This window comes from Citrobacter sp. RHB21-C05 (genome assembly GCF_013889015.1).
GTDB classification, from domain to species: domain Bacteria; phylum Pseudomonadota; class Gammaproteobacteria; order Enterobacterales; family Enterobacteriaceae; genus Citrobacter_A; species Citrobacter_A sedlakii.
The window spans coordinates 3,633,242-3,653,326 of record NZ_CP057611.1 but is presented as its reverse complement, the minus strand read 5'-3'; the positions used below and the strand labels follow the sequence as shown (position 1 = coordinate 3,653,326).

Below are 20,085 nucleotides of genomic sequence, written 5' to 3'. Positions count from 1 at the left end.
ATTACACCCCTTCCGCGACATAGCGTGCAATGATGTCGCCCATCTCATCGGTACCAACGGCAGCGGCGCCACGGGCTAAATCACCGGTGCGGATGCCTTCTTCTAATGCGCGGTTGATAGCGCGTTCAATGGCGGTTGCCGCCTCATCCGCATCCAGGCTGTAGCGCAGCAGCAGCGCCAGCGACAAAATCTGCGCGATAGGGTTCGCGATATTTTTCCCGGCGATATCCGGCGCGGAGCCGCCTGCTGGCTCATACAGACCAAAGCCCTGCTCGTTCAGGCTGGCGGACGGCAACATTCCCATGGAGCCGGTGATCATTGCGCACTCGTCAGACAGGATGTCGCCAAACAGGTTGGAACACAGCAATACGTCGAACTGAGACGGGTCTTTAATCAACTGCATGGTGGCGTTATCAATATACATGTGCGCCAACTCAACGTCCGGATACGCTTTAGCGACGTCGTTGACGATTTCGCGCCACAAAATAGACGTTTGCAGGACGTTGGCTTTGTCAACAGACGTTACCTTACGGCGGCGCTTGCGGGCGGATTCAAAGGCGATGCGCGCAATACGCTCAATTTCAAAACGGTGATACACCTCGGTATCGAACGCTTTTTCATGCTGACCGCTACCTTCGCGGCCTTTCGGCTGGCCGAAGTAAATGCCGCCAGTCAATTCACGTACGCACAGGATGTCGAAGCCATTTGCCGCGATGTCGGCGCGCAGAGGGCAGAACGCTTCCAGCCCCTGATACAGTTTCGCCGGACGCAGATTGCTGAATAATTTGAAGTGTTTACGCAACGGCAGCAGGGCGCCGCGCTCCGGCTGTTGATCTGGCGGCAAATGTTCCCATTTTGGGCCACCCACGGAGCCGAACAACACGGCGTCGGCCTGCTCGCAGCCTTCTACGGTCGCTTTCGGCAGCGGTTGACCGTGATTATCAATGGCGGCTCCGCCGACATCGTAGTGGCTGGTGGTAATACGCATATCAAACCGGCCGCGAACCGCTTCCAGGACTTTCAGGGCTTGCGCCATCACTTCCGGGCCAATTCCATCACCCGGCAAAACAGCAATATGGTAATTCTTCGACATCACACGGTTTCCTTGTTGTTCTCGTTGTTCTGAGCTTTGCGTTGCAATTCTTTTTCGACTTCAGCGGCGCGCCAGATGTTATTCAGTACGTGCACCATCGCCTTGGCGGAGGATTCTACGATGTCTGTCGCCAGACCGACGCCATGGAAGCGGCGACCGTTATAGTGAGCGACGATATCCACCTGGCCCAGCGCGTCTTTACCGTGACCTTTAGCGGACAGGCCGTATTTCACCAGTTCAATGTGGTAATCGGTAATACGGTTGATCGCCTGGTAAATGGCGTCGACCGGGCCGTTACCGTTTGCCGCTTCAGCTTTTACAGTATTACCGCAAGCCAGTTTCACCGAGGCGGTCGCGATATCGTTTGAGCCAGACTGCACGCTGAAGTAGTCCAGGCGGAAATGTTCAGGTTCTTCCTGCTGTTTATTGATGAATGCCAGCGCTTCCAGGTCGTAATCGAATACCTGGCCTTTTTTATCCGCCAGTTTCAGGAACGCGTCGTACAGATCGTCCAGGCTGTACTCGCTTTCTTTATATCCCATCTCATCCATGCGGTGTTTTACCGCCGCGCGTCCGGAACGGGACGTCAGGTTCAACTGCACCTGATTCAGGCCGATCGATTCCGGCGTCATGATTTCGTAGTTTTCACGATTTTTCAGTACGCCGTCCTGGTGAATACCGGAGGAGTGGGCGAAGGCGCCGCTACCGACAATCGCTTTGTTCGCCGGGATGGGCATATTGCAGATTTGACTGACCAACTGGCTGGTGCGCCAGATCTCCTGATGATTAATGCGGGTGTGGACGTTCAGAATATCCTTGCGCACTTTGATCGCCATGATCACTTCTTCCAAAGAGCAGTTGCCGGCGCGTTCACCAATGCCGTTCATTGCGCCTTCCACCTGGCGAGCGCCCGCATGCACGGCGGCCAGCGCGTTGCCAACCCCTAAACCTAAATCGTCGTGAGTATGGACGGAGATAATGGCTTTATCGATATTGGGCACGCGTTCATACAGACCGGAAATAATGTTGGCAAACTCGAAGGGCATGGTATAGCCAACGGTGTCGGGAATATTGATGGTTCTGGCGCCTGCGTTGATGGCGGCTTCCACCACCCGCGCCAGATCGGCGACAGGCGTACGGCCCGCGTCTTCACAGGAGAACTCAACATCGTCAGTGTAATTTCGTGCGCGTTTCACCATGTACACCGCGCGTTCGATCACCTCATCCAGCGTACTGCGCAGCTTGGTGGCGATATGCATTGGCGAGGTGGCGATAAAGGTATGAATCCGGAAGGCCTCGGCCACTTTCAGCGACTCTGCCGCAACGTCGATGTCCTTTTCCACACAGCGGGCTAAGGCGCAAACTCGACTGTTCTTCACCTGGCGGGCGATGGTTTGCACAGACTCAAAGTCGCCTGGTGAGGAAACCGGAAAGCCAACTTCCATTACGTCTACGCCCATGCGCTCGAGGGCCAGCGCAATCTGCAGTTTTTCTTTCACACTCAGGCTTGCCTGTAACGCCTGTTCTCCGTCGCGTAAAGTGGTATCGAAAATAATGACTTGCTGGCTCATGGTTTAGGTCCTTGGTCTTGAGGGCGCCTTGCTTCGAGCATAAAAAAACCCGCGCAACGGCGCGGGTTTTTTATCTAACTGGATGCTGACTTAATGCTGAATGCCGCTCACCAGTCTACCGCGCAACGAAAATGCGTTTAGTAGTAGTAGACCGTTAAAGCGGGCGATACGTATCATTAAGTTTAACTCCAGGCGAATGCGATATGCTTTTAGTGGTACTGGATACCGCTGCTGATGTCAACCCCGTTTGCCAAAAAGGCCGCCACGGCGAGGAGAAATCTCACCCGTTGCTTTAGCTAATTGTGCTGAACTTTTGCCCCTCTTCCGGAATAAACGCGTAGCGCGCGTACATAATTTTCATCTTTTGTCATACTTAAGCATATTTTTTTTCAATTAGTGAGAGAAATACGGGATGTGCACCGTCCGAAAAAGATTGGTTATCTCTATGATTTTTAGGCTGTTATAACGATAATGAATAAATTAACATTTACTGAAAACCGTTTATTGATAAGCTAATGTTAAGAATTAACGACAGAGTAATATAAACATTTAATTAATACTTAAAGTATTATTCATAAAACACATGATTGTTTATTTGTCTGGCTTATGTTTATATTGCACGCGTCATTAAAACTTATTGATTCGTCGTGTCGTGAAGGATGCCACATCACGCCTGCGCTGTTTATTCGTGTTTTGTTTTTGCATCTTTATGTTTTCCTAATTTTTATCCGTACCCTTTTTCTTATTTTATATGCATGGTAAATCATATTTTCTGAGATTATTTCTCTGCATTCCGGCTGGAAAAGGGAGTAAGCGTGACAGTGGAGTTAAGTATGCCAGAAGTAAAAAATGATAAACCTCATACACCTCTTATAGAGATGGAAAAGCCGCAGCTTCGTATGGTTGATCTTAATCTGTTGACAGTCTTCGATGCGGTGATGCAGGAACAAAATATTACGCGGGCCGCTCATGCCCTTGGGATGTCGCAGCCCGCGGTAAGCAACGCGGTTGCGCGTCTGAAAGTGATGTTCAACGATGAACTGTTTGTGCGCTATGGCCGTGGGATCCAACCGACCGCACGCGCCTTCCAGCTTTTTGGCGCGGTTCGCCAGGCGTTGCAATTAGTGCAAAATGAATTACCGGGTTCCGGTTTCGAACCGGCCAGCAGTGAACGCGTGTTTAATCTTTGCGTCTGCAGCCCGCTGGACAATGTGCTTACCTCCCTGATTTATAATCGTGTTGAGCAGATTGCGCCGAATATTCATGTCGTTTTCAAATCTTCATTAAATCAAAATACAGAGCATCAATTACGTTATCAGGAAACCGAATTCGTTATTAGTTATGAGGAATTCCGTCGCCCTGAATTTACCAGTATCCCTCTGTTTAAAGATGAAATGGTTCTCGTCGCCAGCCGTAAGCACCCGCGTATTAGCGGTCCATTACTGGAAAGCGATGTTTATAATGAACAGCATGCCGTTGTGTCTCTGGACCGTTTTGCCTCGTTCAGCCAGCCGTGGTATGACACTGCGGATAAACAATCCTGCATTGCCTATCAGGGAATGGCATTAATTAGCGTGCTTAATGTGGTTTCGCAGACTCAGTTAGTGGCGATTGCGCCGCGCTGGCTGGCGGATGAGTTTGCTGAATCGCTGGATCTGCAAGTGCTGCCGCTGCCGTTAAAACTTAATAGTCGAACCTGTTATCTCTCCTGGCATGAAGCGGCAGGCCGGGACAAGGGCCATCAATGGATGGAAGAACTGCTGGCGTCTGTTTGCAAGCGCTAAGCGTAGGCAAAATAAACCGGGTGTGAACATCCGGTTTATTCTTTTTATTTCATTCTTTATGAAATTATATGCTGAATTGATTGGCGCGCGCGGTGGCATATCGATCAAAAAATTGATGATTCTCTGCAAGCCTTCTGGTTTAAGCGATTATTCATTAACGAAAGAATCATATTTGGTGTAATTTCCCGTTTCTTTGGCGCTTTCCTTTCGTTTGTTCTTATTTCCCTTCTGTCAGAAAACCGATAGTGAATTGCCTGCGCAGTAACGAGCGGTTAATGTGTTTTGTACTTAATAACACGCGTTATTCGTCATTCAGTGAGGCAGGCCATGGAGATGTTGTCTGGAGCCGAGATGGTCGTCCGATCGCTCATCGATCAGGGCGTTAAGCAGGTATTCGGTTATCCCGGGGGCGCAGTCCTCGATATTTATGATGCATTGCATACGGTTGGCGGCATCGATCACGTGCTGGTCCGCCATGAACAGGCTGCCGTGCATATGGCTGATGGCCTGGCGCGGGCGACGGGAGAAGTGGGAGTCGTACTGGTGACCTCAGGTCCGGGCGCCACCAATGCCATTACCGGCATCGCCACGGCCTATATGGATTCCATTCCGTTGGTCATTCTTTCCGGCCAGGTGGCGACCTCGCTAATCGGCTACGACGCCTTCCAGGAGTGCGACATGGTGGGGATCTCCCGCCCGGTAGTGAAGCACAGCTTTTTGGTTAAGCAGACAGAAGATATCCCTCAGGTGCTGAAAAAAGCCTTCTGGCTGGCAGCGAGCGGCCGACCAGGGCCAGTGGTGGTCGACCTACCCAAAGACATTCTTAATCCGGCAAATAAACTGCCGTATAGCTGGCCTGATTCGGTCAGTATGCGTTCTTATAACCCTACCACCGGCGGCCATAAAGGACAGATCAAACGCGCGCTGCAAACGCTCGTCGCGGCGAAAAAACCGGTGGTGTACGTCGGCGGCGGGGCGGTGACGGCGGGCTGCTATGCGCCGCTTCGTCAGGCTGTCGAAACACTCAATCTGCCGGTCGTTTCCTCATTAATGGGGCTGGGCGTTTTCCCGGCGACCCATCGTCAGGCGCTGGGGATGCTCGGCATGCATGGCACTTACGAAGCCAACATGACGATGCATAATGCCGATGTGATTTTTGCCGTTGGCGTCCGTTTCGACGATCGCACCACCAATAATCTGGCGAAATATTGCCCGAATGCAACGGTATTGCACATCGATATCGACCCGACGTCTATCTCAAAGACGGTGACGGCAGACATTCCTATCGTGGGGGATGCGCGTCTGGTGCTGGAGCAGATGTTGGAACTCCTGCCTCAGGAAACCGCGCAACAACCGCTGGATGATATTCGTGACTGGTGGCAGCAGATTGAGCGCTGGCGCGCCCGCCAGTGCCTGAAATATGATACCCACAGCGAAAGCATCAAGCCGCAGGCGGTCATTGAGGCTATCTGGCGTCTGACCCGTGGCGATGCGTTCGTCACTTCTGATGTCGGCCAACACCAGATGTTCGCCGCCCTGTATTATCCTTTCGACAAACCGCGTCGCTGGATCAACTCTGGCGGCCTCGGCACGATGGGCTTTGGACTGCCAGCCGCGCTGGGCGTAAAAATGGCGCTGCCGGACGAAACGGTTGTGTGCGTTACCGGCGACGGCAGTATCCAGATGAATATCCAGGAACTGTCGACCGCGCTTCAGTATGAACTTCCGGTGCTGGTGCTCAACCTGAATAACCGCTATCTGGGAATGGTGAAACAGTGGCAGGACATGATTTACTCCGGTCGCCATTCTCAGTCTTATATGCAGTCGCTACCCGATTTTGTCCGTCTGGCGGAAGCCTACGGGCATGTCGGTATTCGGATTTCCCGTCCTGAAGAGCTGGAAGACACGTTAAGCGAGGCGCTGGCCCAGGTGCAAAGCGGCCGTCTGGTGTTTGTCGACGTTAACGTCGATGGCAGCGAGCACGTTTATCCGATGCAGATTCGCGGCGGCGGGATGGACGAAATGTGGTTAAGCAAAACGGAGAGAACCTGATTATGCGCCGGATATTATCAGTACTGCTGGAAAACGAGTCCGGCGCGCTGTCGCGCGTTATTGGCCTCTTTGCCCAGCGCGGATACAACATTGAAAGCCTGACCGTTGCGCCAACGGACGATCCTACGCTTTCCCGTATGACCATCCAGACGGTAGGCGATGAAAAAGTGCTGGAGCAGATCGAAAAACAACTGCACAAGCTGGTCGATGTCCTGCGGGTGAGTGAGCTGGGGCAGGGGGCGCACGTTGAACGGGAAATTATGTTGGTGAAGCTTCAGGCCAGCGGCTATGGCCGGGAGGAAGTGAAGCGCAACACGGAAATCTTCCGCGGACAGATTATTGACGTCACGCCAACCCTTTACACAGTACAACTGGCAGGAACCAGCGATAAGCTGGACGCGTTTCTGGCGACGCTGCGCGAGGTGGCCAAAATTGTCGAGGTGGCCCGCTCCGGCGTCGTGGGGTTGTCGCGCGGCGATAAAATCATGCGCTAACGCCTGGGTGGAAGCGTGACGTTAACGTTTAACCGCTCTACCTTTATTCTTGATCCGCAAGCCCAACGGTTAAAGTTGGGCTTTTTTTTGCGAAATCAGCGGAAACCCGGAACAAAAGCGGTTGCCGCAGTCATTATTCTGCGCTTGAATGTTAATGAAACTAATCCATGCCGTTACAATGGTTATGGTTTGTACTTTTTATGCAAGGGGCAATTGTGAAACTGGATGAAATCGCTCGGCTGGCCGGTGTCTCGCGAACGACTGCAAGCTACGTGATAAACGGAAAAGCAAAGCAATACCGCGTGAGCGACAAGACTGTCGAAAAAGTCATGGCAGTGGTACGCGAGCATAATTACCACCCGAACGCCGTGGCTGCCGGGCTGCGCGCTGGACGCACGCGCTCAATCGGGCTGGTGATCCCCGATCTTGAGAACACAAGCTACACCCGCATTGCAAACTATCTTGAGCGCCAGGCGCGTCAGCGCGGCTATCAACTGCTGATTGCTTGTTCGGAAGATCAGCCGGACAATGAAATGCGCTGCATCGAACATCTTTTGCAGCGTCAGGTTGACGCGATCATCGTGTCCACCTCGCTGCCGCCGGAGCATCCGTTCTATCAACGCTGGGCGAATGACTCCTTCCCGATTGTGGCGTTGGATCGCGCGCTGGATCGTGAACATTTCACCAGTGTCGTCGGCGCCGACCAGGACGATGCGGAAATGCTGGCGCAAGAGTTGCGTAAATTCCCCGCTGAAACGGTACTTTATCTCGGCGCGTTGCCGGAGCTGTCCGTGAGTTTCCTGCGGGAGCAGGGTTTTCGCAGCGCCTGGAAAGACGATCCGCGTGAGGTTCACTTTCTGTACGCCAATAGCTACGAGCGCGAAGCGGCTGCGCAGCTGTTTGAAAAATGGCTGGAAACACACCCGATGCCGCAGGCGCTATTCACCACGTCCTTCGCTCTGCTGCAGGGCGTGATGGATGTGACGTTGCGTCGCGACGGCAAGCTGCCTTCCGATCTGGCCATTGCAACCTTTGGCGATAATGAGCTGCTGGATTTCCTGCAGTGCCCGGTACTGGCGGTAGCGCAGCGTCATCGCGACGTGGCGGAACGCGTGCTGGAGATCGTGCTGGCGAGTCTCGACGAACCGCGCAAACCGAAGCCTGGCTTAACGCGAATCAAACGTAACTTGTACCGTCGCGGCGTTCTCAGCCGCAACTGATAACCTTACCGCAGTCCAGGTGGCGTTCGCGTTAATCTGGTCTGCGGGAAATATGCCTTCCAGACAATACCCCCAGCAGAATTAAGATTATTCCTTAGTATTATCTCACCCGACGGCAAATAAACGATTTTTTAAACGCATGTGCGGGCCCGAAGGGTAATTACAGCGTTTACCGCAGCCCGTTTTGTATTTTTTTGTTACAGGTTTGTCGCGAATTGCCGAATTAACAGACACTTTCCTTTTCTTCTTTACGAAAGTCTCGGCTGGCTTGATGGCGCGCGGCGTTAACCGCGCTAAACAGGGACTGTATTCGCAGTGCAATATGTCCTAAAATGCCGCTCGCGTCGCAAACTGACACTTTATATTTTCTTTAGGAGAAGAGAAGTTCGTTTAAAAACGAGGAGGGGTATTTGGATTTTTTCTTACAAATATTCATGACGTTAATTTGCTTCGCTCGTTGGACAGAATTTAATCAACGCTGATATTAGCCGTAAACATTGGGTTTTTTACTCTGGTAAGCGTTGTGACTCGCTTGACAAGCTTTTCCTCCGCTCCGTAAACTCCTTTCAGTGGGAATTTGTGGGGCAAAGTGGTGATAAGGGGTTGAGCTGGCATGTTCCGGGGAGCAACGTTAGTCAATCTCGACAGTAAAGGGCGCTTAGCCGTGCCCACCCGTTACCGGGATCAACTGATCGAGAACGCTACCGGTCAAATGGTTTGCACCATTGACATCCATCACCCATGCCTGCTGCTTTACCCCCTGCCTGAATGGGAAATTATCGAGCAAAAATTATCGCGTCTGTCGAGCATGAACCCGGTAGAACGCCGCGTGCAGCGCCTGCTGTTGGGTCATGCCAGCGAATGTCAGATGGACAGCGCCGGTCGCCTGCTGATAGCGCCTGTTCTCCGGCAACATGCCGGTCTGACGAAAGAAGTGATGCTGGTTGGACAGTTCAACAAATTTGAACTGTGGGATGAAACGACCTGGTATCAACAGGTCAAGGAAGATATCGACGCAGAGCAGAGCGCTACCGGGACGTTGTCGGAACGCCTGCAGGACTTGTCTCTATAAGATGATGGAAAACTTTAAACACACCACGGTGCTGCTCGACGAGGCCGTCAACGGCCTGAACATTCGTCCAGATGGCATCTACATTGATGGGACATTTGGTCGCGGTGGCCACTCGCGCCTCATTCTCTCGCAGCTTGGCGAAGAAGGGCGCTTGCTGGCAATCGATCGCGATCCGCAGGCGATCGCCGTTGCGCAAACCATCAATGATCCGCGCTTCTCCATCATTCATGGACCTTTTTCGGCGCTGGCTGACTATGTCGGCGAGCGCGATCTTACCGGCAAGATCGACGGGATTCTTCTCGATCTTGGCGTCTCTTCACCGCAGCTCGACGATGCTGAACGTGGCTTTTCCTTTATGCGCGACGGCCCGCTGGACATGCGGATGGACCCGACGCGCGGCCAGTCCGCCGCCGAGTGGCTGCAAACCGCGGAAGAAGCGGATATTGCCTGGGTACTGAAAACCTTTGGCGAAGAGCGTTTTGCGAAGCGCATCGCCCGCGCCATCGTTGAACGTAACCGCGAGCAGCCGATGACCCGTACCAAAGAGCTGGCGGAGGTGGTCGCGGCGGCAACACCGGTGAAGGACAAATTCAAACATCCCGCGACCCGTACCTTCCAGGCGGTGCGCATCTGGGTAAACAGTGAACTGGAGGAGATAGAGCAGGCGCTAAAAAGCTCGCTCAGCGTGCTGGCCCCGGGTGGGCGGCTTTCTGTCATCAGCTTCCACTCGCTGGAAGATCGCATTGTGAAACGCTTTATGCGCGAGCAAAGCCGCGGTCCGAAAGTGCCCGCCGGGATCCCGATGACGGAAGCGCAGCTCAGTAAACTGGGCGGCCGTGAGTTAAGAGCGTTAGGCAAGTTGATGCCGGGTGAAAAAGAGGTCGCAGAAAATCCTCGTGCCCGTAGTTCAGTTCTGCGCATTGCAGAGAGGACGAACGCATGATCAGCAGAGTGACAGAAGCCCTTAGCAAAGTGAAGGGATCGATAGGAAGCAACGAGCGCCATGCCTTGCCTGGCGTGATCGGTGACGATCTTTTGCGATTCGGGAAGCTGCCACTCTGCCTGTTCATTTGCATCATTGTGACGGCGGTGACGGTGGTAACGACCGCTCACCATACGCGGTTACTGACCGCGCAGCGTGAACAACTGGTTCTGGAGCGTGATGCGCTGGATATTGAATGGCGCAACCTGATCCTTGAAGAAAACGCGCTCGGCGACCATAGCCGGGTGGAACGGATCGCAACGGAAAAGCTGCAAATGCAGCATGTTGATCCCTCACAAGAAAATATCGTAGTCCAAAAATAAGGAACAGCGCGACGCATGAAAGCAATGCAGGAAACACGCTACGCAAAAGCATTCATGATGCATCAAGGCAGCGAGCACATGAATCTCCAGGCGCTTACACACGTAAGCGACCGGGAGACGTGTGCGCAGCCAACGCAGAGGCAGCTTGAAGCATGACGCGTATAAAAGCGAAACGCCAGGAAGAACAAACCAACTTTATCAGTTGGCGTTTTGCGTTGCTTTGCGGCTGCATTTTATTGGCGCTGGGTTTTCTGCTGGGCCGCGTGGCCTGGTTGCAGATTATCGCCCCGGATATGCTGGTGCGTCAGGGCGACATGCGTTCGCTGCGCGTCCAGGAAGTCGCCACTTCCCGCGGTATGATCACTGACCGTTCCGGGCGTCCGCTGGCGGTCAGCGTGCCGGTGAAAGCGATTTGGGCGGACCCGAAAGAAGTGCATGACGCGGGTGGAGTCAGCGTCGGGGATCGCTGGAAAGCGCTCTCCACCGCGCTTAATATCCCGCTCGATCAGCTGGCTGCCCGCATTAACGCCAATCCGAAAGGGCGCTTTATCTATCTGGCGCGTCAGCTCAACCCGGATATGGCCGACTACATCAAAAAGCTGAAGCTACCGGGTATTCATTTGCGTGAAGAATCACGTCGCTACTACCCTTCCGGCGAAGTGACCGCTCACCTCATCGGGTTCACCAACGTTGACAGCCAGGGTATCGAAGGCGTCGAAAAAAGCTTCGACAAATGGCTGACCGGCCAGCCTGGCGAACGTGTGGTGCGTAAAGACCGCTATGGCCGCGTGATTGAGGATATCTCCTCCACCGACAGCCAGGCGGCGCACAACCTGGCGCTGAGTATTGATGAGCGCCTGCAGGCGCTGGTTTATCGCGAGCTGAACAACGCGGTGGCGTTTAACAAAGCGGAATCCGGCAGCGCGGTGTTGGTGGATGTGAACACCGGCGAAGTCCTGGCGATGGCGAACAGCCCGTCCTACAACCCGAACAACCTCAGCGGTACGCCGAAAGACGCGATGCGTAACCGGACCATTACCGACGTTTTCGAACCGGGTTCCACCGTCAAACCGATGGTGGTCATGACGGCGCTCCAGCGGGGTATCGTCAACGAGAACACGGTGCTCAACACCATTCCCTATCGAATTAACGGTCACGAAATCAAAGACGTGGCGCGCTACAGCGAATTGACCCTGACCGGGGTTCTACAGAAGTCGAGTAACGTCGGTGTTTCTAAGCTGGCGTTAGCGATGCCGTCCTCAGCGTTAGTAGACACTTACTCACGTTTTGGGCTGGGAAAAGCGACCAATTTGGGGTTGGTCGGAGAACGCAGTGGCTTATATCCTCAAAAACAACGGTGGTCTGACATAGAGAGGGCCACCTTCTCTTTCGGCTACGGGCTAATGGTAACGCCGTTACAGTTAGCGCGAGTCTACGCAACCATCGGCAGCTACGGGGTTTACCGTCCGCTGTCGATCACCAAAGTTGATCCCCCTGTTCCGGGAGAACGCATCTTCCCGGAATCCATCGTGCGCACCGTCGTACATATGATGGAAAGCGTGGCCCTGCCGGGCGGTGGCGGCGTGAAAGCGGCAATTAAAGGTTATCGCATCGCGATTAAAACCGGGACGGCGAAAAAAGTCGGACCGGATGGCCGCTACATCAACAAATACATTGCTTATACCGCGGGCGTTGCGCCTGCGAGTCAGCCGCGCTTTGCGCTGGTTGTTGTTATCAACGATCCGCAGGCGGGTAAATACTACGGCGGCGCCGTGTCCGCGCCGGTCTTTGGTGCCATCATGGGCGGCGTACTGCGCACCATGAACATCGAGCCGGATGCGCTGGCCACGGGCGAAAAAAGTGAATTCGTAATTAATCAAGGCGAGGGAACAGGTGGCAGATCGTAATTTGCGCGACCTTCTTGCTCCGTGGGTACCAGGTTTACCTGCGAGAGAACTGCGAGAGATGACACTCGACAGCCGCGTGGCTGCTTCGGGCGATCTCTTTGTGGCAGTGAAAGGTCATCAGGCGGACGGGCGTCGATATATCCCGCAGGCGATAGCGCAAGGTGTGGCTGCCATTATTGCAGAAGCGAAAGAAGAGGCGACCGACGGCGAAGTTCGTGAAATGCACGGCGTACCGGTCATCTATCTGAGCCAACTGAACGAACGTTTATCTGCACTGGCTGGTCGCTTTTATCACGAACCCTCTGAAAACATGCGTCTGGTTGGCGTGACCGGCACCAACGGTAAAACCACCACCACACAATTGCTGGCGCAGTGGAGCCAACTGTTGGGCGAAACCAGCGCGGTGATGGGCACCGTCGGCAATGGCCTGTTGGGGAAAGTGATCCCGACTGAAAATACCACCGGGTCGGCGGTAGATGTGCAGCATGTCCTGGCGGGACTGGTCGATGAAGGCGCCACCTTTGGCGCAATGGAAGTCTCTTCGCACGGTCTGGTGCAGCATCGCGTGGCGGCGCTGAAATTCGCCGCGAGCGTCTTTACCAATCTCAGCCGCGATCACCTGGACTATCACGGTGACATGGAACAGTACGAAGCGGCAAAATGGCTGCTTTTCTCCACGCATCATTATGGTCAGGCCATTATCAACGCGGATGACGAAGTGGGTCGCCGCTGGCTGGCAAATCTGCCGGACGCGGTTGTCGTCTCGATGGAAGACCACATCAACCCGAACTGCCATGGCCGTTGGCTGAAGGCAGTCGACGTGAACTACCACGATAGCGGCGCGACGATTCGCTTTGCTTCAAGCTGGGGTGAAGGCGAAATCGAAAGCCGTCTGATGGGCGCCTTTAATGTCAGTAATCTGCTGTTGGCGCTGGCGACGCTGCTGGCGCTGGGCTATCCGCTGAGCGAACTGCTGAAAACCGCCGCGCGTTTGCAGCCGGTTTGCGGTCGCATGGAAGTGTTCAGCGCGCCGGGTAAAACCACCGTGGTGGTTGACTACGCCCACACCCCGGATGCGCTGGAAAAAGCGTTGCAGGCGGCGCGTCTGCACTGTACCGGTCAGCTCTGGTGCGTCTTTGGCTGTGGCGGCGATCGCGACAAAGGTAAGCGTCCGCTGATGGGGGCGATCGCGGAAGAGTTTGCCGATGTGGTTGTCGTTACCGACGACAATCCACGTACCGAAGAACCGCGCGCTATTATCGATGACATTCTGGCGGGAATGCTGGATGCCGGACACGCCCGGGTGATGGAAGGCCGCGCCGAGGCGGTCACGAACGCCATTATGCAGGCGAAAGAAAACGACGTGGTGCTGGTAGCGGGTAAAGGTCATGAAGATTACCAAATCATCGGCACGCAGCGTCTCGACTATTCTGACCGCGTAACCGCAGCGCGGCTGCTGGGGGTTATCGCATGATTAGCGTAACGCTCAGTCAACTTGCCGGCATCCTTAACGGCAAACTGAAAGGGGACGATCTGACCCTCGACGCCGTGACCACCGATACGCGCAAACTGACGCCGGGCTGCCTGTTTGTGGCGCTGAAAGGCGAACGCTTTGACGCCCATGATTTTGCCGCCCAGGCGAAAGAGGGCGGAGCGGGGGCGCTGCTGGTCAGCCGTCCGCTGGACTGTGACTTGCCGCAGCTTGTCGTTCAGGACACCCGTCTGGCGTTTGGCGAACTGGCCGCGTGGGTTCGCGCGCAGGTACCGGCTCGCGTAGTCGCGCTGACCGGTTCCTCCGGCAAAACCTCCGTCAAAGAGATGACCGCCGCTATTCTGAGCCAGTGTGGCAAAACCTTATACACCGCAGGCAATCTTAATAATGATATCGGCGTACCGATGACGCTGCTGCGGTTAACCGAAGAATATGACTTTGCCGTTATTGAATTAGGCGCCAATCACCAGGGCGAAATTGCGTGGACCGTCAGCCTGACGCGACCAGAAGCGGCGCTGGTGAATAATCTGGCCGCCGCGCATCTTGAGGGCTTCGGCTCTCTGGCGGGCGTGGCGAAGGCGAAAGGCGAAATCTATACCGGTCTGCCGGAAAACGGCATTGCCATTATGAATGCCGATAACAACGACTGGCTGAACTGGCAAAGCGTGATTGGCGACCGTAAAGTCTGGCGCTTTTCCCCGAATGCCGCCAACAGCGATTTTACCGCGACCAACATCCATGTGACCTCGCACGGTACGGAGTTCACCCTCCAGACGCCGGTGGGGGGCATTGATGTGCTGTTGCCGCTGCCGGGGCGTCACAACATCGCCAATGCGCTGGCGGCAGCGTCGCTGGCGATGGCTGTCGGCGCGCCGCTGGAGGCGATCAAATCCGGCCTCGCGGATCTGAAAGCGGTGCCGGGACGTCTGTTCCCGGTTCAGTTGGCAGAAAACAAGCTGCTGCTGGATGATTCCTACAACGCTAACGTCGGATCGATGACCGCCGCCGTACAGGTCCTGGCCGAAATGCCGGGCTACCGCGTACTGGTGGTGGGCGATATGGCGGAGCTGGGCGCAGAAAGCGAAGCGTGCCATGTGCAGGTCGGCACTGCCGCGCGCGCGGCGGGGATCGACAGTGTACTGAGTACAGGAAAACTGAGCCATGCCATCAGCGAGGCCAGCGGCACAGGCGAGCATTTCGCGGACAAATCCGCGCTGATCGCCCGTCTGAAGGCGCTGATTGCAGAGCAACAGATCATTACCATTTTAGTGAAGGGTTCACGTAGTGCCGCCATGGAAGAGGTAGTACGCGCATTACAGGAGAATGGAACATGTTAGTTTGGCTGGCCGAACATTTGGTCAAATATTATTCCGGCTTCAACGTCTTTTCCTATCTGACGTTTCGCGCCATCGTCAGCCTGCTGACCGCGCTGTTCATCTCCTTATGGATGGGCCCGCGCATGATTGCCCGTTTGCAAAAGCTCTCCTTCGGTCAGGTCGTGCGTAACGACGGTCCGGAATCTCACTTCAGCAAGCGTGGGACGCCGACGATGGGCGGCATTATGATCCTGACGGCGATTGTGATTTCCGTGCTGCTGTGGGCTTATCCGTCCAACCCGTACGTCTGGTGTGTACTGGTTGTGTTGATTGGCTACGGCATTATTGGTTTTGTTGACGACTACCGCAAAGTGGTGCGTAAAGACACCAAAGGGCTGATTGCCCGCTGGAAGTATTTCTGGATGTCGGTGATTGCGCTGGGTGTGGCTTTCGCCCTGTATCTCGCCGGAAAAGATACGCCTGCCACCGAGCTGGTGGTGCCGTTCTTTAAAGACGTCATGCCGCAGTTGGGCCTGTTCTACGTCCTGCTGGCGTATTTCGTGATTGTGGGGACGGGGAATGCGGTGAACCTGACCGACGGTCTGGATGGCTTAGCCATTATGCCTACCGTCTTCGTCGCCGCGGGATTTGCCCTGGTGGCGTGGGCGACCGGTAACATGAATTTCGCTAACTATCTGCATATTCCGTATCTGCGTCATGCGGGGGAACTGGTAATCGTCTGTACGGCGATAGTCGGCGCGGGATTAGGTTTCCTGTGGTTCAATACTTACCCGGCGCAGGTCTTTATGGGCGATGTCGGTTCGCTGGCGCTGGGCGGCGCGCTGGGGATTATTGCTGTGCTGCTGCGTCAGGAGTTCCTGCTGGTGATTATGGGCGGCGTGTTTGTCGTGGAAACCCTGTCGGTGATCCTGCAGGTCGGCTCCTTTAAACTGCGCGGACAGCGTATTTTCCGCATGGCGCCGATTCATCACCATTATGAACTGAAAGGCTGGCCGGAACCGCGCGTGATTGTGCGCTTCTGGATTATTTCGCTGATGCTGGTGCTGATTGGCCTGGCAACGCTGAAGGTACGTTAATCATGGCTGATTACCAGGGCAAAAACGTCGTCATTATCGGTCTGGGGCTTACCGGACTCTCTTGCGTGGACTTTTTTCTTGCCCGCGGCGTGGCTCCTCGCGTGATGGACACCCGGGCGACGCCGCCGGGGCTGGATAAACTACCCGAAGCGGTTGAGCGCCACATTGGCAGCCTGAATGAAGACTGGCTGCTGGCGGCGGATCTGATTGTCGCCAGCCCTGGTATTGCCCTGGCGCACCCGGCGCTGAGCGCCGCCGCCGACGCAGGCGTGGAAATTGTCGGCGATATTGAACTGTTCTGCCGTGAAGCGCAGGCGCCGATTGTGGCGATTACTGGCTCGAACGGCAAAAGTACGGTCACCACGCTGGTGGGCGAGATGGCGAAAGCGGCAGGCGTAAACGTCGGCGTCGGCGGCAATATCGGCCTGCCCGCGTTGATGCTGCTGGATGCCGAGCGCGAACTGTACGTTCTGGAATTGTCCAGTTTCCAACTGGAAACCACCTCCAGTCTGCAGGCGGTGGCGGCGACGATCCTCAACGTGACTGAAGATCATATGGATCGCTACCCGTTTGGTCTGCAGCAGTACCGCGCGGCGAAACTGCGCGTCTATGAGAACGCCAAAGTGTGCGTCGTCAATGCTGACGATGCGCTGACTATGCCGGTGCGCGGCGCCGATGCGCGTTGCGTCAGCTTCGGCGTAAACATGGGTGACTACCACCTTAACCGCCAGCAGGGCGAAACCTGGCTGCGGGTGAAAGGCGAAAAAGTGCTGAACGTGAAAGAGATGAAACTCAGCGGGCAGCACAATTATACCAATGCCCTGGCGGCGCTGGCGCTGGCGGACGCCGCAGGTTTACCGCGCGCCAGCAGCCTGAAAGCCCTGACCACCTTTACCGGCCTGGCGCATCGCTTCCAGCTGGCATTGGAGCACAACGGGGTGCGCTGGATCAACGATTCGAAAGCCACCAACGTGGGCAGTACCGAGGCGGCGCTGAACGGGCTGCACGTTGATGGCACGCTGCATCTGCTGCTGGGCGGCGACGGCAAGTCGGCGGATTTTTCGTCGCTTGCGCGCTACCTTGACGGCGATCGCGTGCGGCTGTACTGCTTTGGTCGCGATGGGGCGCAGCTTGCCGCGCTGCGTCCGGAGATCGCCGAACAGACAGAAACCCTGGAAGAAGCAATGCGCCTGCTGGCGCCGCGCGTGAAGTCGGGTGATATGGTTCTGCTCTCTCCGGCCTGCGCCAGCCTCGACCAGTTTAAGAATTTTGAGCAACGGGGTGAGGTCTTTACCCGTCTGGCGAAGGAGTTAGGTTGATGCGTTTATCTCTCCCTCGCCTGAGACTGCCGCGCCTGCCGGGATTTGGCATCCTGGGCTGGATCTTTGCGGCGCTGAAAGGCTGGGTGATGGGCTCGCGGGATAAAGACACCGACAGCCTGGTGATGTATGACCGTATGCTGCTGTGGCTGACTTTTGGCCTGGCGGCGATCGGTTTCGTGATGGTGACTTCGGCATCTATGCCGGTAGGCCAGCGTCTGGCGGGCGATCCGTTCCTGTTTGCCAAACGTGACGCGCTCTATATTTTACTGGCATTTTGTCTGGCGATGATCACGCTACGCCTGCCGATGGAGTTCTGGCAGCGCTACAGCACCACGATGCTGATCGCCTCGATCATCATGCTGTTGATCGTACTGGTGGTCGGCAGCTCGGTGAACGGGGCATCGCGCTGGATTGCGCTCGGGCCGCTGCGTATTCAGCCGGCGGAATTCACCAAGCTGTCGTTGTTCTGTTACCTGGCGAATTATCTGGTGCGCAAGGTTGACGAAGTGCGGAACAACCTGCGCGGCTTTTTAAAACCGATGGGCGTGATCCTCGTACTGGCGGTTTTGCTGCTGGCGCAGCCTGACCTCGGCACCGTTGTGGTGCTGTTCGTCACCACGCTGGCGATGCTTTTTCTGGCCGGGGCGAAGCTGTGGCAGTTCATCGCTATCATCGGCATGGGGATTTCGGCGGTCGTGCTGCTGATCCTCGCAGAACCGTATCGTATTCGCCGCGTGACTTCGTTCTGGAACCCGTGGGAAGACCCATTCGGTAGCGGTTATCAGCTCACTCAGTCTTTGATGGCGTTCGGTCGCGGGGAAGTCTGGGGACAAGGGCTGGGTAACTCAGTACAGAAACTGGAGTATTTGCCGGAAGCGCATACCGACTTCATCTTCGCCATTATTGGGGAAGAACTGGGTTATATCGGTGTGGTACTGGCACTTTTAATGGTATTCTTCGTCGCTTTTCGCGCGATGTCGATTGGCCGTAAGGCGTTACAGATTGACCACCGCTTTTCCGGCTTTTTGGCTTGCTCTATCGGGATCTGGTTTAGTTTCCAGGCGCTGGTTAACGTGGGGGCCGCGGCGGGGATGCTGCCAACCAAAGGTCTGACGCTGCCGCTTATCAGCTACGGTGGCTCAAGTCTGTTGATTATGTCGACGGCAATTATGATGTTGCTGCGAATTGATTATGAAACACGTCTGGAAAAAGCCCAGGCGTTTACACGAGGTTTACGATGAGGGGTCAGGCGAAGCGGTTGATGGTGATGGCGGGCGGTACCGGCGGACATGTGTTCCCGGGGCTGGCGGTCGCGCACCATTTAATGGCTCAGGGCTGGGATGTTCGCTGGCTGGGCACCGCAGACCGTATGGAAGCGGATTTAGTTCCGAAGCACGGAATTGACATTGATTTCATCCGCATCTCCGGGCTGCGCGGGAAAGGCGTCAACGCGCTGCTGGCCGCGCCGCTGCGTATTTTCAATGCGTGGCGTCAGGCGCGCGCGATCATGAAGTCATTTAAGCCTGACGTGGTGCTGGGGATGGGCGGCTATGTTTCCGGCCCCGGCGGCCTTGCCGCGTGGTCATTGGGTATTCCGGTGGTGCTGCACGAACAAAACGGCATTGCCGGGCTAACCAATAAATGGCTGGCGAAAATTGCCACCAAGGTTATGCAGGCTTTCCCGGGCGCGTTCCCGAATGCGGAAGTGGTAGGGAACCCGGTTCGGACTGACGTGCTGGCGTTACCGCTGCCGCAGGATCGCCTTCCAGGGCGTGTTGGCCCGATTCGCATACTGGTGGTCGGTGGTTCCCAGGGGGCGCGCGTACTGAATCAAACGCTGCCGCAGGTTGCCGCGAAACTCGGTAATGCCGTGACCATCTGGCATCAAAGCGGAAAAGGCGGACAGCAGGCGGTCGAACAGGCTTACGCCAGCGCCGGGCAACCGCAGCATAAAGTGACTGAATTTATAGATGATATGGCCGCCGCTTACGCATGGGCCGATGTGGTGGTATGTCGTTCAGGCGCCCTGACGGTCAGTGAGATCGCCGCAGCCGGTTTACCTGCGCTGTTTGTGCCTTTCCAGCACAAAGACCGACAGCAGTACTGGAATGCGCTACCGCTGGAAAAAGCGGGCGCCGCTAAAATCCTTGAGCAGCCGCAGTTTACCGTGGATGCCGTTGTGAACACCCTGTCCGGGTGGGATCGGGACGTATTACTGGAGATGGCGCAACGCGCGCGCGCGACGGCCATCCCGGATGCCACTGAACGGGTGGCGAAAGAAGTCAGCCTGGCAGCCCGGGCTTAACCCTCGCAGCGCGTGTTGCGCTGCACGAATTTTTTGAAGTAGTTAATGGCGTAAA

General features: G+C 55.5%; 17 protein-coding genes. 14 read left to right on the top strand and 3 right to left on the bottom strand.

All coding sequences use genetic code 11. The annotated features are described in order from the left end of the window. Position 1: 1 nt before the first annotated feature. The 3 genes from leuB to leuL form a co-directional block, all read right to left on the bottom strand. Positions 2-1,093, bottom strand: coding sequence for a 3-isopropylmalate dehydrogenase (gene leuB, locus HVX72_RS17415; RefSeq protein ID WP_042290085.1), 1,092 nt, complete (start codon positions 1,091-1,093; stop codon positions 2-4). Further along, positions 1,093-2,664 (bottom strand): 2-isopropylmalate synthase, encoded by a 1,572-nt coding sequence (gene leuA, locus HVX72_RS17410; RefSeq protein WP_181821984.1) that lies wholly within the window; start codon positions 2,662-2,664, stop codon positions 1,093-1,095. Before leuA ends, leuB begins: the two co-directional genes overlap by 1 nt. A 90-nt stretch (positions 2,665-2,754) precedes the next feature. Next, a complete protein-coding gene (leuL, locus tag HVX72_RS17405; RefSeq protein ID WP_042290080.1) occupies positions 2,755-2,841 on the bottom strand; it encodes a leu operon leader peptide in 87 nt (28 codons plus the stop codon). A 656-nt stretch (positions 2,842-3,497) separates the two neighbouring features. Between leuL and leuO the strand changes: the two genes are divergently transcribed. From leuO to murG, 14 genes are all read left to right on the top strand, one after another. Continuing rightward, the gene (gene leuO, locus HVX72_RS17400; protein ID WP_042290078.1) at positions 3,498-4,448 is read left to right on the top strand and encodes a transcriptional regulator LeuO; all 951 of its coding nucleotides are present in this window, start codon (positions 3,498-3,500) and stop codon (positions 4,446-4,448) included. A gap of 327 nt (positions 4,449-4,775) precedes the next feature. After that, entirely contained in the window at positions 4,776-6,500 is a 1,725-nt protein-coding gene (gene ilvI / locus HVX72_RS17395) for an acetolactate synthase 3 large subunit (protein ID WP_181821983.1), read from the top strand. 2 nt (positions 6,501-6,502) lie between these two features. Continuing rightward, complete coding sequence (gene ilvN, locus HVX72_RS17390; RefSeq protein WP_042290075.1) at positions 6,503-6,994, top strand: acetolactate synthase small subunit; 492 nt, start codon at positions 6,503-6,505, stop codon at positions 6,992-6,994. Between the two features lie 215 nt (positions 6,995-7,209). Further along, positions 7,210-8,214, top strand: a complete 1,005-nt coding sequence (gene cra, locus HVX72_RS17385) for a catabolite repressor/activator (protein ID WP_042290334.1) — start codon at positions 7,210-7,212, stop codon at positions 8,212-8,214. Between the two features lie 613 nt (positions 8,215-8,827). Next, positions 8,828-9,286, top strand: a complete 459-nt coding sequence (gene mraZ, locus HVX72_RS17380) for a division/cell wall cluster transcriptional repressor MraZ (protein ID WP_042290072.1) — start codon at positions 8,828-8,830, stop codon at positions 9,284-9,286. Position 9,287: 1 nt separating this feature from the next. Beyond that, complete coding sequence (gene rsmH / locus HVX72_RS17375) at positions 9,288-10,229, top strand: 16S rRNA (cytosine(1402)-N(4))-methyltransferase RsmH (RefSeq protein ID WP_042290070.1); 942 nt, start codon at positions 9,288-9,290, stop codon at positions 10,227-10,229. Then, a complete protein-coding gene (gene ftsL, locus HVX72_RS17370) occupies positions 10,226-10,591 on the top strand; it encodes a cell division protein FtsL (protein ID WP_012904474.1) in 366 nt (121 codons plus the stop codon). The genes rsmH and ftsL overlap by 4 nt, the downstream gene beginning before the upstream one ends. A 152-nt stretch (positions 10,592-10,743) precedes the next feature. Next, complete coding sequence (gene ftsI / locus HVX72_RS17365; protein ID WP_042290065.1) at positions 10,744-12,498, top strand: peptidoglycan glycosyltransferase FtsI; 1,755 nt, start codon at positions 10,744-10,746, stop codon at positions 12,496-12,498. Next, complete coding sequence (gene murE / locus HVX72_RS17360; protein WP_181821982.1) at positions 12,485-13,972, top strand: UDP-N-acetylmuramoyl-L-alanyl-D-glutamate--2,6-diaminopimelate ligase; 1,488 nt, start codon at positions 12,485-12,487, stop codon at positions 13,970-13,972. Before ftsI ends, murE begins: the two co-directional genes overlap by 14 nt. After that, positions 13,969-15,327, top strand: a complete 1,359-nt coding sequence (murF, locus tag HVX72_RS17355; RefSeq protein ID WP_181821981.1) for a UDP-N-acetylmuramoyl-tripeptide--D-alanyl-D-alanine ligase — start codon at positions 13,969-13,971, stop codon at positions 15,325-15,327. Before murE ends, murF begins: the two co-directional genes overlap by 4 nt. Further along, entirely contained in the window at positions 15,321-16,403 is a 1,083-nt protein-coding gene (gene mraY, locus HVX72_RS17350; RefSeq protein ID WP_012904478.1) for a phospho-N-acetylmuramoyl-pentapeptide-transferase, read from the top strand. Before murF ends, mraY begins: the two co-directional genes overlap by 7 nt. Before the next feature lie 2 nt (positions 16,404-16,405). Further along, a complete protein-coding gene (gene murD / locus HVX72_RS17345; RefSeq protein WP_181821980.1) occupies positions 16,406-17,722 on the top strand; it encodes a UDP-N-acetylmuramoyl-L-alanine--D-glutamate ligase in 1,317 nt (438 codons plus the stop codon). Next, entirely contained in the window at positions 17,722-18,966 is a 1,245-nt protein-coding gene (gene ftsW, locus HVX72_RS17340) for a cell division protein FtsW (RefSeq protein ID WP_042290057.1), read from the top strand. The genes murD and ftsW overlap by 1 nt, the downstream gene beginning before the upstream one ends. Next, the gene (gene murG, locus HVX72_RS17335; protein WP_181821979.1) at positions 18,963-20,030 is read left to right on the top strand and encodes an undecaprenyldiphospho-muramoylpentapeptide beta-N-acetylglucosaminyltransferase; all 1,068 of its coding nucleotides are present in this window, start codon (positions 18,963-18,965) and stop codon (positions 20,028-20,030) included. The genes ftsW and murG overlap by 4 nt, the downstream gene beginning before the upstream one ends. Positions 20,031-20,085: the final 55 nt, after the last annotated feature.

Excerpts from the sequence above, each read along its gene's own strand:
- leuB (WP_042290085.1), bottom strand. The coding sequence starts at position 1,093 with ATGTCGAAGAATTACCATATTGCTGTTTTGCCGGGTGATGGAATTGGC.
- leuA (WP_181821984.1), bottom strand. The coding sequence starts at position 2,664 with ATGAGCCAGCAAGTCATTATTTTCGATACCACTTTACGCGACGGAGAA.
- leuL (WP_042290080.1), bottom strand. The coding sequence starts at position 2,841 with ATGATACGTATCGCCCGCTTTAACGGTCTACTACTACTAAACGCATTT.
- leuO (WP_042290078.1), top strand. The coding sequence starts at position 3,498 with ATGCCAGAAGTAAAAAATGATAAACCTCATACACCTCTTATAGAGATG.
- ilvI (WP_181821983.1), top strand. The coding sequence starts at position 4,776 with ATGGAGATGTTGTCTGGAGCCGAGATGGTCGTCCGATCGCTCATCGAT.
- ilvN (WP_042290075.1), top strand. The coding sequence starts at position 6,503 with ATGCGCCGGATATTATCAGTACTGCTGGAAAACGAGTCCGGCGCGCTG.
- mraZ (WP_042290072.1), top strand. The coding sequence starts at position 8,828 with ATGTTCCGGGGAGCAACGTTAGTCAATCTCGACAGTAAAGGGCGCTTA.
- rsmH (WP_042290070.1), top strand. The coding sequence starts at position 9,288 with ATGATGGAAAACTTTAAACACACCACGGTGCTGCTCGACGAGGCCGTC.
- ftsL (WP_012904474.1), top strand. The coding sequence starts at position 10,226 with ATGATCAGCAGAGTGACAGAAGCCCTTAGCAAAGTGAAGGGATCGATA.
- ftsI (WP_042290065.1), top strand. The coding sequence starts at position 10,744 with ATGACGCGTATAAAAGCGAAACGCCAGGAAGAACAAACCAACTTTATC.
- murF (WP_181821981.1), top strand. The coding sequence starts at position 13,969 with ATGATTAGCGTAACGCTCAGTCAACTTGCCGGCATCCTTAACGGCAAA.
- mraY (WP_012904478.1), top strand. The coding sequence starts at position 15,321 with ATGTTAGTTTGGCTGGCCGAACATTTGGTCAAATATTATTCCGGCTTC.
- murD (WP_181821980.1), top strand. The coding sequence starts at position 16,406 with ATGGCTGATTACCAGGGCAAAAACGTCGTCATTATCGGTCTGGGGCTT.
- ftsW (WP_042290057.1), top strand. The coding sequence starts at position 17,722 with ATGCGTTTATCTCTCCCTCGCCTGAGACTGCCGCGCCTGCCGGGATTT.
- murG (WP_181821979.1), top strand. The coding sequence starts at position 18,963 with ATGAGGGGTCAGGCGAAGCGGTTGATGGTGATGGCGGGCGGTACCGGC.